Here is an 11,756-nt window from a genome sequence, read left to right on the forward strand (position 1 = left end):
GCTGAATGGTGCAGGGGCGGGCGGCGCAGTCCGTTCCTCCCGCGGCCCCGGCCGCACCTGGACGCCGCCGCGCGCCCTCCCTCCGTGCTCCGGAGGGAGGCCGCGCGGCGGTTCCGTCCCGTCAGACCTCCAGCAGCCACCGGGCCGCCGCGCCGAGCGCCGCGTCCGCCTCCGGCAGGACACCGGCCCCGCCGAGGAAGCCGTGGAACATCCCACGCTCCACCCGCACTTCGGCCGGGACACCCGCCTCACGCAGCCGCTCCGCGTAGACCCGGCCCTCGTCACGCAGCGGGTCGCACTCGGGCAGGATCAGCAGCGCGGGGGGCAGCCCGCCCAGGTCCGCGGCGCGCACCGGCGAGGCGTAGGGGTCGGCGCCGTCGCCTTCCGGCCCGAGGTACTGCTCCCAGTACCAGCGCATATGGGCAGTGGTGTGGAAGTACCCGGTGGCGTAATCGGCGGCGGAAGCGGTCTCCAGGCGGTCGTCGAGCACCGGGTAGACCAGGAGCTGGGCGGCGATGGCCGGCCCGTCCGCGTTCCGGGCCATCAGCGCGACGGCCGCTGCCAGATTGCCGCCGCTGGAGTCTCCGGCGACGACCACCCGGGACGGGGCGCAGCGGAGTTCACGGGCGCGCCCGGCTGCCCATTCCGTGACGGCGTACGCGTCGAGCAGCGCACAGGGGAACCGGTGCTCCGGTGCGCGCCGGTAGTCCACCGACACCACCAACGCGCCCGTGCGCGAGGCGAGTTCACGGCAGAGGCCGTCGTGCGTGTCCAGTCCGCACATCACCCAGCCGCCGCCGTGACAGAAGACGATGAGCGGCCGGTCGCCGTCCGCGCCGTCCGGGGCGGGTTCGTAGATCCGTACGGGCACCGGCGGGGCGCCCGGCGGTCCCGGTGCGGACGCGTCGCTCACCCGCGCGACCTCCGGGAGTCCGCGCGCCGGTCCTGCCGACGAGGCTCTGCGCAGGGCTGCGACGTCCAGCGGGCCGTCCGCCGGGTCGGGGAAACCGTGGGACAGCACGTCGGCGAAGCGGCGTGCGGCGGGGGTGAGGCTCATCCGGTGGTCAGCCCCCCGTCCACGGTGAACTCCGCGCCGGTGATGTAGGAGGCGGCGTCGGAGGCCAGGAAGCGGACGAGCTCGGCGACCTCGTCCGGCCGGCCCATGCGCCGCAGTGGCACCCGCGGGTGCTCCCGCTGCCCCGCGTCCTCGCCCAGCGCCCCCGCGACCATCGGGGTGTCGACCATCCCCGGGTGCACCGAGTTGACCCGGATGCCGTCGGCCGCGAGGTCGAGGGCGACGTGCTTGCTGAGTCCGCGCAGCCCGAACTTGCTCGATCCGTAGGCCGCGTGCTGGGCGATGCCGACCAGACCCGCGGTCGACGAGATGTTGACGATGGACCCGCCGCCCGCGTTCCGCAGGGCGGGGAGTACGGCCTTGATGCCCAGGAAGGGGCCCAGCAGATTGACGCGGAACAGCAGCTCGAAATTCTCCTGCGTCTCGGTGTCGACCGGCGCCGTCCGCCACAGGGCGGCGTTGTTGACGAGGATGTCCAGCCGCCCGAAGCTCCGTACGGCCGTCGCGACCGCCGTCTCCCAGCTCGCCGCTTCCGTCACGTCGTGCGGGACGAACACCGCTGCGTCGCCCAGCCCTGCGGCGACCTCGCGGCCCTCCTCCTCGCGGACGTCGGTGATCACGACCCGTGCGCCGGATTCCGCGAACAGCCGTGCCTCGACTGCTCCCTGGCCCCGGCCGGCTCCGGTGATCAGCGCCACCTTGCCGTCCAGCCGTACGCCGCCCGCTGCCGCGTCCGCGGCCGTGGGGGCGGTCACTTCTCGCCGTCCAGCGCCCGGAAGTGCGGGATGACCGTCTCGCCCCACTGGCGGATGGTCTCCATGCATGCCTCCTGCGGCACCGTGCCCATCTGGATGAGGCACATCACCTCGTCCACCCCGATCTGGCGGAGCTTCTCGACATAGGCGATGGCTGTGTCGGCGGTGCCGTAGGCGTGGTCCGCGTTGAAGGTGCCGGTGTCGACGGGGCGGGCCGGGATGTTGGCGTCGTGCAGCCTGGCGACCAGCTCGTCGCGGTCGCGCGCCATCAGGGCCACGTGGTCCTCGTCCTCGTCGTCGCCGGTGGGCGCGGGCGAGTTCCCGTACCAGTGCGCGATGGACTCGGCGAAGAAGCGCTGGCCCCGGGTGCCGATGCGCAGCGCGCGCTCCGCGTCGTCGAGGACGATCGTCGGGCAGAGCGCCGAGAAGTGGTCGTTGATCTCGGTCGACACACAGCGCTCGCCGCTCCTGGCGGCGATGGCCTCGTCGTACACGGCGCGCATCGCGCGGACGTCGTCGGCCCCGGCGAAGCCCATCACCAGGGCGCCGATGCCCAGTTCGGCCGCGAGCTTGAGGGTGTCGTGCTTGCTGCACGCCATGAAGAGGGGCGGATGCGGGTCCTGGACCGGGCGGGGCAGGATGGCGCCGGGGCCGATGTCGATCGACCCGTGCCACTCGAACTGCTCTTTGCGCCACGCGCTGGAGAAGATCCGCAGGGCCTCCTCCATCTGCGGATAGGTGTCCTCGGGGCGCACCCCGTACATGGACATCTCCTGCTTCGTCGCGCCGCGCCCGGAGCCGATGTCGACGCGCCCGCCGGAGAGCACGTCGAGCATGGCCGCGCGCTCGGCGACCCGGACCGGGTGCTGATAGCCGAAGGGCATCGTGACGACGCCGTGGCCGATACGGATGCGGGAGGTCCGCGCGGCGACCCAGGTCAGGAAGATCTCGGACGCGCTCATGTGCGCGTACTGCGAGAGCGAGTGGTGCTCGACGGCCCAGATCCGGTCGAAGCCCATCTCCTCCGCGTACACGGCCTGGTCGACGCAGTCGTTGATGACCTGGCGTTCGCGCTCTGGGGTCGGGTTCGAGAGCTGTGCCTCGAAGATCATGGAGAACTTCACGGGGTGCCTCCGGAGTATTTCGATTAGGAATACTTCTATCAGGCATAGATGTCTGACGGAAGGGGCGGGGGTGGGGTGGGGGTGCGACGGGTGCGGAGCGGGTCGCGGCGGTCCGGCCGGACGTGGCCGGACCGTAGACTGCCGGGCGTGACGGAGAAGCGGACGAGCAGTGAACAGGGCAGCGAACAGGGTGGTCAGCAGGGCACTGAGCCCGGCAGGCCGGCGCTCCCGGCGACCAGCTGGGCCGTGCTCGGGCTGCTCTCGTTCGGTGAGGAGCTGTCCGGGTACGACCTCAAGAAGTGGTCGGACTGGTCGCTGAGGTTCTTCTACTGGAGCCCGTCGTTCTCGCAGATCTACGGGGAGCTCAAGCGGCTGGAGAAGGTCGGTTATGTGACCTCCCGGATGGTCGCCCAGGAGACCGGCAGCCGGGACAAGCGCGTCTATGCGATCACCGGTGACGGGATGGACGCCGTGCGGACCTGGGCGCGCGAGGCGCCCGTCGAGCCGCCCGTGCTCAAGCACGGCGTCATGCTGCGGATCTGGCTCGGTCATCTGCTGGAGACCCAGCAGATGCGCGACGTCCTCGGCACCCACCGCGAGTACGCGGAGAAGATGCGGCAGCGCGCCGAGGTCGACATCGCCGGAGCGCGGTCGGAGGAGGCGTGGCTGTATCCCACGCTCACCCTCAAGTGGGCCGAGCGGTACTACGCCTCGGAGCGCGACCTGGCCGACTCGATGCTCGCCGACCTGGAGGAGCTGGAGCGCAGGCGCCCGTAGCCTCGCCTGAAGTACAGCAGCGGCTCGGCGTCACCGTGCCGCTCCAGTGCGGTGACCCGGCCGAGCGCGATCAGATGGTCGCCGCCGGGGAAGGTGCCCGCGAGATCGCACTCGACGGTGGCCAGTGCCCCGTCGAGCAGCGGTGCGCCGTTGGCGCCCGGACGCCAGTCGGCGTCCTGGAACTTCTCCTGGCCGGTCACCGCGAACTGCCTGCACAGCGACTGCTGTTCGGCGGCCAGGATGTTCACGGCGAACCGGCCCGCCTCGCGGATGTGCGGCCAGGTCGTCGAGGTGAGGGCCGGGCAGAAGCAGATCAGTGGCGGCTCCAGTGAGACCGACGAGAAGGACTGGACCGCCATACCGGTGGGGCGGCCGTCGGCCTGGATCGCGGTGATGACCGCTACGCCGGTGCAGAAACGGCTGAGAACCTCCCGCATGGAGTCGTCGAATCCCGGGGTGGGGTGAGGGGTGAGGGTCGGCATGTTGCCTCCAATGTTCCTACTAGGTATATGCCTAACCGAAACACTTGTGATTGGATACCGGCCACGCTCGCACGTCAAGTAGGGAGGGTCATCATCAGCGCACACCAGGTGCCACCACCCACCACCCTCGCGCAGCTGGCGGACTTCGCGGCCCGCGCGTACGGGAGTTCCGACGCCCTCGCTGACGGAGAGGTCCGCTGGAGTTTCGGACAGCTGGGCGATGCGGTCCACGCCGCGGCACGCGCCGTCATCGCCCACGGCCTGGAGCCGGGCGACCGGGTGGCGGTATGGGCCTCCAACAGCCGCGAATGGATCACGGCCGCCCTCGGCGCGCTCTCCGCCGGGGCCGTGCTCGTTCCCCTCAACACCCGCTACAAAGCAGCCGAGGCCGCCGACATCATCCGCCGCAGCGGCGCCCGCACCCTGCTCACCGAACGCGGGTTCCTCGGCATCGACTACGTGGCCATGCTGCGCGACTCCGGAGAGGACCTCGGCGCTCTCGAATCCGTCGTCGTACTCCGGGGCGGGGCGACCGGATCCGCGGTGAGCTGGGAGGACTGCCTCGCGCGCGGACAGGGCGTCTCCGAGGACCGGCGCGCGGCCCGCGCCGCGGCCGTCGGACCCGACGACCTCGCCGACATCCTCTACACCTCGGGCACCACCGGCAGCCCCAAGGGCGTCATGAGCACCCACCGGCAGGTACTCGCCGGAATCGAGGCCTGGTCCCGGGCCGTCACCCTGCGCCCCGGCGACCGCTATCTGCTGGTCAACCCCTTCTTCCACACCTTCGGCTACAAGGCCGGCTTCGTCGCCTGCCTGCTGCGCGGCGTCGCCATGGTCCCCGAGGCGGTCTATGACGTGGACCGGGTGCTGCGCCTGATCGCCGGCGAGCGGATCAGCGTGCTCCTCGCCCCGCCGACCGTCTTCCACGGGCTGGTCCGCCATCCGCACCTCGGCGATCACGACCTCGCCGCGCTGCGCCTGGCGGGCACCGGGGCCTCCGTCGTGCCGGTCGCCCTCGTCGACGAGATCCGCGAACGGCTGGGCGCGCCGGGCGTGTTCACGGCCTACGGGCTCACCGAGTGCATGGGCGTCGTCGCCGTCTGCCCGGTCGACGCCGACGCGTGGAGCGTCTCGCACTCCGTCGGCCTGCCGCTGCCGGGAACCGAGATCCGGATCGTCGGCCCCGGCGGCCCGGACGGCGGCGCGCTGCCCCCGGGCAGTGCGGGGGAGATCGCCGTACGCGGCCCCCAGGTCATGCTCGGATATCTCGACGACCCGGAGGCCACCGCCCAGATCCTGGACGGCGACGGCTGGCTGTACACCGGCGACATCGGTGTACTCGACGAACGCGGCTACCTCTCGATCACCGACCGGCTCAAGGACATGTACGTCGTAGGCGGCTTCAACGCCTACCCCGCCGAGGTCGAGAATGTCCTGCGTGGCCATGAACTCATCAGTGAGGCCGCGGTGGTCGGCGCCCCCGACGAACGGCTCGGCGAGGTCGGCGTCGCCTATCTCGTCACCGAGGGCGGACAGCGCCCCGACCCTGCCGAACTGACCGCATGGACACGGGAGCGGCTGGCCAACTTCAAGGTCCCGCGCCGCTTCCACGTCCTGCCGGAGCTGCCGCGGAACGCCAGCGGCAAGATCCTCAAGGCCGAACTGCGGCGCGCCGCCAAGGAGGCCGGGGCGAAGGACCGGCCGGAAGGAGAGAGCCGATGAGATTCGGCGAAGAGCACCACGAACTGCGCACGGCCGTACGGTCGTTGCTGGCCAAGTACGAGGGGGCCGCCGCCTGGGGGCCGCTGACCCGGCAGATCGGAGTGGCCGGGCTCGCGGTTCCGGAGGAGTACGGCGGAGCGGGGTGCGGTCCTGTCGAGGTCCATGTGGTCATGGAGGAGCTGGGCCGGACGCTCGCCCCGGTCCCGTACCTGGGCTCCGCGGTCCTCGCCACCCAGGCGCTGCTGGCCGCGGGCGACACCGGACTGCTGCCCCCGCTGGCGGAGGGCAGGACCACCGGGGCGCTCGCCTGGGCGGAGAACGGGTCATGGCGCCCGGAAGCGGTGCGGGCCCGTGCGGTGCGCGGTGCCGGCGGCTGGCGGATCACCGGGGTCAAGGACCACGTCCTGGACGGGTCCGGTCCGGACGGGGCCGGTGAGGGCGCCGATGTGCTGCTGGTCGCCGCCCGTACCGAAGCCGGGCTCGCGCTGTTCCACGTCCCGTCCGGGGCCGACGGCGTCAGCCGCGAGGCGCACACCACCATGGACCTCACCCGGCCGCAGGCGACACTGCGGTTCGACGGGGCCGAGGCCCGCGCCGTCGCCGTGGACGGCGACCGGGTCCTCGCACACGTACGGGACCTGGCCTGTACGGCTCTCGCCGCGGAACAGGTCGGCGCGGCGGAACGCTGCCTCGAACTCACCATCGCCCATGTGCAGGACCGTGTGCAGTTCGGCCGGCCGATCGGCTCGTTCCAGGCGGTGAAGCACCGGCTCGCCGACGCGTTCGTACGCGTCGAGTCCGCGCGTTCCGCCGCCCTCGGCGCCTCCTGGGCGGCGGCGAGCGGCTCACCCGACCTGTCCAGGTACGCGGCCGTCGCCAAGTCCGCCTGCTCCGAGGCGTTCTCGGCAGTGGCCGGGGACATGATCCAGCTCCACGGCGGGATCGGCATCACCTGGGAGCACGACGCCCACCGCTACTTCAAGCGGGCCCATGGCTCGTCCCAGCTCTTCGGCTCACCGGCCGGGCACCGCGACCGCATCGCCGAAGCGGTGGTCGGACCGCGCGCGCCCGGTGCGGCGCGCCTTGCCTGACACCGGCGCGGCGGCCGGCCCGCCCGCGAACGGGTCCGGCACCGGCCGGCGGCGGGCCCTCTTCTCCCCAGCGATCGTTTGGCAGGTGCAGGTTTCATGAGCAGTACCGAGAAGTTCCGCTCGGAGTTCCGTACGTGGCTGCGGTCCGGGCTCACCGGAGAGTTCGCCGCGCTCAAGGGCCGCGGCGGACCCGGCCGCGAGCACGAGGCCTTCGCCGAACGGCTCGTCTGGGAACGGCACATGGCCGCCGCGGGCTGGACCTGCGTCGGCTGGCCGCAGGAGTACGGCGGACGCGGCGCGACCCTGGAGGAACAGGTCGCCTTCCACGAGGAGTACGCACTCGCCGACGCCCCGGCCCGGGTGGGGCACATCGGCGAACAGCTCCTCGGCCCCACCCTCATCGCCTTCGGTACCGACGCCCAGCGGGCCCGCTTCCTCCCCGGGATCAGATCCGTCGACGAGCTGTGGTGCCAGGGCTACAGCGAACCCGACGCGGGTTCCGACCTGGCCAACGTACGTACCCGCGCCGAGCGGGACGCGGACGGCTGGTCGGTCACCGGGCAGAAGATCTGGACCTCGCTGGCCCATGAGTCCCAGTGGTGCTTCCTGGTCGCCCGCACCGGCCGGGGCACGCGCCGGCACGAGGGGCTCTCCTACCTGCTGGTGCCCATGGACCAGCCGGGGGTGGAGGTCCGGCCCATCGCCCAGCTGACGGGCACCAGCGAATTCAACGAGGTCTTCTTCGACGGGGCCCGCACCGGCGCGGAGAATGTCGTCGGCGTACCGGGCGACGGCTGGAAGGTGGCCATGGCCACCCTCGGCTTCGAGCGCGGCGTCTCCACCCTCGGCCAGCAGGTCGGATTCCGGCGTGAGCTGGAAGCGCTGATCGCTCTCGCGCGCCGCAACGGCGCCGCCGACGACCCTCTCGTCCGCGACCGGCTCGCCCGGGCCTGGACCGGTCTGGAGATCATCCGGTTCAACGCGCTGCGGATGCTCGACGGCGCGGCAGCCGGAGCTCCCGGGCCCGAGGCCTCCATCAGCAAGATCTACTGGGCGACCTGGCACCGGGAGCTCGGCGAACTGGCGATGGACGTCTGCGGCGCCGGCGGGATGCTGGCGGACGGGGCGCCGTACGACCTGGACGACTGGCAGCGGCTGTTCCTCTTCTCCCGCGCCGACACGATCTACGCCGGTTCGAACGAGATCCAGCGCAACATCATCGCGGAGCGGGTCCTCGGCCTGCCGAAGGAAGCGAGGGCCTGACGGCGGCGGGGTGCCGGGCGCCGGGACCCGGCGGGGCGGTCGCTACTTCAGCAGCCTCGTACGGAGCTTGTGCAGCGTCCCGGCATCCAGGCCCAGACCCTTCGAGAGATAGGCGTCGAAACTGCCGTACCGGTGGTCCGCCTCGGTGAGCGCTGCACCGAGATAGTCCTTGCGGACCTCCTGCAGCGGAACGATCAGCTGGGGGTCCTTCATGACCCCCGATTTCTTCAGACCTTCGCGGGTCTTCTCGTCGGCGGTTTTGCGGATGTCGTTGGAGAGCAGATAGTCCGCCTCGGCCGTGCGGGCCGGCACGCCCACCGCGCGCAGCAGGACGTAACTCATCCAGCCCGTACGGTCCTTGCCGGACGTGCAGTGGAAGAGCAGCGGCAGCCTCTTGCCGTCGGCGATGGTGTCCAGCACCTTGGCGAACTGGTGGCGCGCCCCCGCTTCGGTGACGAACGTGCGGTAGATCCGCTGCATCGTCTGCGCCCCCTTGCCGTCGCCCAGCGCCTTCTGCTGCTGGGCCGGGTCGCGGCTGCCGATGGCCGCCGTCGTCCGCTCGTAGAGTCCGGTGTCGTCGATCGGCAGCGGGATGGCGGACGCCCCTTTCGGGAGCCGGTCGGCGCCGTCGGTCCTGACTTCGACGGGAAGCCGGAAGTCGACGACCGACTTCAGCCCGAGCTTCGATGTCACGGCGAGGTCCGCCGGGGTGAGCTTGCCGAGTGCGTCACCGCGGAACACGACCCCGTAGCGCAGCTGTTTGCCGTCACTGGTCCGGTATCCGCCCAGGTCACGGACGTTGACCGCGCCCTTGAGAGCGATGTGCCTGGCGTCGGGTGGCACCGGCCGCGAGCCTTCGGCGGCTTTGCCGGTGTCCTGGTGCGCGGTGTGCGACGGGTGGGATGTGTGGGAACACCCGGTGAGCGCCAGCGCCGTGCTGAGCACGGCGGTGGCGACGCGGGCCACGGCCCGGCTTCGGGCCGGGTTTCGGGTACGGCGCATCGGAACAACTCCCAGAGGGTGTGGGCGGGGTGACGTGAGGAGTCCGGCCGGGGACCGGAGCGGTGCGGTGCGGCCGCGGAGGGCAGTGCGGCCGGGCGCCCCGCTGTGGGCAGCGGCCCCCGGACGGCGCGGGGCCGTCCATGGCTCCGCGGTCCGGGGGCCGCGCCCGGTGAGCGGTGAAGTCCCGCTCGGGCGGCGGTGGCCGGCGTCCGCCCGGAGGCGGTGAACAGGCCTCTCCGCTGATCCGTCCGGTGCGGTGGACGGATGCTGGACGGGAAGGTAGCAGCGGATCCGCTCCGCGGGGGAGGTGCTGCCGGTGGGGTTGTCGCGCGGCACGCCTCCCGCCCCGCCCCGGCCGGGACGGCCGAAGCTCCCGAAGAGCCGTCACATGTGCCCCGGCCTGCATGAACACCAGCGGCCCCGCTGACACCCGCCGCCCCGCGCCACCGACCGGATCGCATGGGTTTCCCACTCAGCGGGAGCCGCAGCTCGGCCGCGTCGGGGCCCGCGGCTTAGCCTCCGAGCAGTACCACCACTCGTGTGGCACTGCCCGTGGTGCACCACCTGTGCGGCACCACCCGTACCCGTGTGGGGCCGCTGTGTTGCACAACGTGTGCCGCATCACCTGTGGCACACCCGTGTGGCACCACCCGCGTGAGGGCCACGTGTTGCACCACTCTCCGAGTCGCACTACACCCCCCAGCCAGCCCCACCACCCTTCAGTCCCACCACTCTTGCGGAGGACCGCCCATGCTCACGGCCAGTGAACGGCAGACCGCCGCGGACGCGCTCGGCGCGGCCGAGCGCGACCGGCGGCCCATCGCCCCGCTGACCGAGCTGTTCCCGGGAATCGGCACCGAGGACGCCTACGAGATCCAGCTGCTCGGTATCGGCCGCAGGGTCGCCGGCGGGGCCGCCGTGCACGGTCACAAGGTCGGTCTCTCCTCGCCCGTCATGCAGCGCATGATGGGCGTCGACGAGCCCGACTACGGCCACCTCCTGGACGACATGAGGCTGTCCGAGGACCGGCCGGTCCCCGTCGGCCGCTACTGTGCGCCGCGTATCGAGGTCGAGGTCGGCTTCGTCCTGGGCGACGACCTGCCCGGCGAGGGCTGCACCACGGCGGACGTACTCGCCGCCACCGAACGCGTCGTCCCCGCGATCGAGCTGATCGACAGCCGGATCGCCGACTGGCGCATCTCCATCGCCGACACCGTCGCCGACAACGCCTCGTCCGCCGGATACGTCACCGGCGACGGCCGCGACCCGCGCGAACTGGACCTCAAGGCCATCGACGCCGTACTGCGCTGTGGCCCCGAGCAGATCGCCGCGGGCCGCAGCGACGCCGTACTCGGCGACCCCGCCGCCTCCGTCGCCTGGCTGGCCCGCACCGTGGCCCGCTTCGGCGTCCCGCTGAAGAAGGGCCATCTGGTGCTGCCGGGGTCCTGCACCAGGGCCGTCGACGTCGAGGCAGGCCAGACCTACACCGCCGATTTCACCGGGCTCGGCCCGGTCTCGCTCTCCTTCATCTGAGGTGATGATGACCAACAGGACCAAGGCGACCGCCGCCATCGTCGGCTCCGGCAACATCGGGACCGACCTGATGTACAAACTCCAGCGGTCCCCGTACATCGAGCCCCGCTGGATGATCGGTGTCGATCCGGCCAGCGAGGGGCTCGCCCGTGCCCGCGCCGCCGGGATCGAGGCCAGCCCCGACGGAGTCGGAGCGCTGCTCGACGGGGACGAGCGGCCCGACCTCGTCTTCGAGGCGACCTCCGCCGCCGTGCACCGGGCCAACGCCCCGCGCTATGCCGAACTCGGCATCCGCGCCATCGACCTCACCCCGGCCGCGGTCGGCCCGGCCGTCGTACCGCCCGCGAACCTGCGCGCCCATCTCGACCAGCCGAACGTCAACATGATCACGTGCGGCGGCCAGGCCACCATCCCCATGGTGTACGCCGTCTCGCGGATCGTCCCCGTCCGGTACGCCGAGATCGTGGCGTCCGTGTCCTCCGTATCGGCAGGACCGGGGACCCGCGCCAACATCGACGAGTTCACCCGGACCACCGCCCGTGGAATCGAGGACATCGGCGGCGCGGACCACGGCAAGGCCATCATCATCCTGAACCCGGCCGACCCGCCCGTGATGATGCGCGACACCGTCTTCTGCGCCATCCCCGAGGACGCCGACCGCGACGCCATCGCTCTCTCCATCAAGCAGGTCGCCGAGGACGTCGCCTCGTACGTGCCGGGCTACCGGCTGCGCTCCGAGCCGCAGTTCGACGACCCCACCCCGGAGAGCGGCGGCATGGCCCGCGTCGCGGTCTTCCTGGAGGTGGAGGGCGCGGGCGACTATCTCCCGCCGTACGCCGGAAACCTCGACATCATGACCGCCGCCGCCACCAAGGTCGGCGAGGAGTTCGCCAAGGCGCTCCTCGCCCCCGGCCTCTGAGGAGTACCAG

General features: G+C 71.9%; 11 protein-coding genes. 6 read left to right on the forward strand and 5 right to left on the reverse strand.

All coding sequences use genetic code 11. The features are described 5' to 3' along the window. Positions 1-121: 121 nt before the first annotated feature. The 3 genes from OG385_RS32410 to OG385_RS32420 are packed head-to-tail and all read right to left on the reverse strand — an operon-like array spanning position 122 to position 2,954. Positions 122-1,057, reverse strand: a complete 936-nt coding sequence (locus OG385_RS32410; RefSeq protein WP_266860265.1) for an alpha/beta hydrolase — start codon at positions 1,055-1,057, stop codon at positions 122-124. After that, the gene (locus OG385_RS32415) at positions 1,054-1,830 is read right to left on the reverse strand and encodes an SDR family NAD(P)-dependent oxidoreductase (protein WP_266860267.1); all 777 of its coding nucleotides are present in this window, start codon (positions 1,828-1,830) and stop codon (positions 1,054-1,056) included. Before OG385_RS32415 ends, OG385_RS32410 begins: the two co-directional genes overlap by 4 nt. Then, positions 1,827-2,954, reverse strand: coding sequence for an LLM class flavin-dependent oxidoreductase (locus OG385_RS32420; RefSeq protein WP_266860269.1), 1,128 nt, complete (start codon positions 2,952-2,954; stop codon positions 1,827-1,829). Before OG385_RS32420 ends, OG385_RS32415 begins: the two co-directional genes overlap by 4 nt. Before the next feature lie 246 nt (positions 2,955-3,200). On the opposite strand from OG385_RS32420, the gene OG385_RS32425 reads away from it, so the two are divergent. Further along, positions 3,201-3,731 (forward strand): PadR family transcriptional regulator, encoded by a 531-nt coding sequence (locus OG385_RS32425; RefSeq protein ID WP_266861302.1) that lies wholly within the window; start codon positions 3,201-3,203, stop codon positions 3,729-3,731. Here the strand turns inward: OG385_RS32425 and OG385_RS32430 are convergent. Then, a complete protein-coding gene (locus tag OG385_RS32430; protein WP_266860270.1) occupies positions 3,659-4,213 on the reverse strand; it encodes a flavin reductase family protein in 555 nt (184 codons plus the stop codon). The two genes, OG385_RS32425 and OG385_RS32430, sit on opposite strands and share 73 nt — an antisense overlap. A 108-nt stretch (positions 4,214-4,321) precedes the next feature. Between OG385_RS32430 and OG385_RS32435 the strand changes: the two genes are divergently transcribed. The 3 genes from OG385_RS32435 to OG385_RS32445 all read left to right on the forward strand — a co-directional run bounded on the left by OG385_RS32435 (position 4,322) and on the right by OG385_RS32445 (position 8,292). Continuing rightward, on the forward strand, positions 4,322-5,938 hold the full coding sequence (locus tag OG385_RS32435; RefSeq protein ID WP_266860271.1) for a FadD3 family acyl-CoA ligase: 1,617 nt from the start codon (positions 4,322-4,324) through the stop codon (positions 5,936-5,938). Beyond that, a complete protein-coding gene (locus OG385_RS32440; protein ID WP_266860272.1) occupies positions 5,935-7,029 on the forward strand; it encodes an acyl-CoA dehydrogenase family protein in 1,095 nt (364 codons plus the stop codon). Before OG385_RS32435 ends, OG385_RS32440 begins: the two co-directional genes overlap by 4 nt. A 96-nt stretch (positions 7,030-7,125) precedes the next feature. Continuing rightward, positions 7,126-8,292, forward strand: a complete 1,167-nt coding sequence (locus OG385_RS32445) for an acyl-CoA dehydrogenase family protein (RefSeq protein ID WP_266860273.1) — start codon at positions 7,126-7,128, stop codon at positions 8,290-8,292. Positions 8,293-8,334: 42 nt separating this feature from the next. Here OG385_RS32445 and OG385_RS32450 read toward each other — a convergent pair whose 3' ends face one another. Continuing rightward, positions 8,335-9,294, reverse strand: coding sequence for a tyrosine-protein phosphatase (locus OG385_RS32450; protein WP_266860274.1), 960 nt, complete (start codon positions 9,292-9,294; stop codon positions 8,335-8,337). Between the two features lie 750 nt (positions 9,295-10,044). Here OG385_RS32450 and OG385_RS32455 point away from each other — a divergent pair. Continuing rightward, positions 10,045-10,827, forward strand: coding sequence for a 2-keto-4-pentenoate hydratase (locus OG385_RS32455; RefSeq protein WP_266860276.1), 783 nt, complete (start codon positions 10,045-10,047; stop codon positions 10,825-10,827). 7 nt (positions 10,828-10,834) lie between these two features. Further along, a complete protein-coding gene (locus tag OG385_RS32460; RefSeq protein ID WP_266861303.1) occupies positions 10,835-11,746 on the forward strand; it encodes an acetaldehyde dehydrogenase (acetylating) in 912 nt (303 codons plus the stop codon). Positions 11,747-11,756 lie beyond the last annotated feature (10 nt).

The sequence above is a fragment of the Streptomyces sp. NBC_01306 genome, assembly GCF_026340465.1.
Classification (GTDB): domain Bacteria; phylum Actinomycetota; class Actinomycetes; order Streptomycetales; family Streptomycetaceae; genus Streptomyces.

Excerpts from the sequence above, each read along its gene's own strand:
- OG385_RS32410 (WP_266860265.1), bottom strand. The coding sequence starts at position 1,057 with ATGAGCCTCACCCCCGCCGCACGCCGCTTCGCCGACGTGCTGTCCCAC.
- OG385_RS32430 (WP_266860270.1), bottom strand. The coding sequence starts at position 4,213 with ATGCCGACCCTCACCCCTCACCCCACCCCGGGATTCGACGACTCCATG.
- OG385_RS32440 (WP_266860272.1), top strand. The coding sequence starts at position 5,935 with ATGAGATTCGGCGAAGAGCACCACGAACTGCGCACGGCCGTACGGTCG.
- OG385_RS32445 (WP_266860273.1), top strand. The coding sequence starts at position 7,126 with ATGAGCAGTACCGAGAAGTTCCGCTCGGAGTTCCGTACGTGGCTGCGG.
- OG385_RS32450 (WP_266860274.1), bottom strand. The coding sequence starts at position 9,294 with ATGCGCCGTACCCGAAACCCGGCCCGAAGCCGGGCCGTGGCCCGCGTC.
- OG385_RS32455 (WP_266860276.1), top strand. The coding sequence starts at position 10,045 with ATGCTCACGGCCAGTGAACGGCAGACCGCCGCGGACGCGCTCGGCGCG.
- OG385_RS32460 (WP_266861303.1), top strand. The coding sequence starts at position 10,835 with ATGACCAACAGGACCAAGGCGACCGCCGCCATCGTCGGCTCCGGCAAC.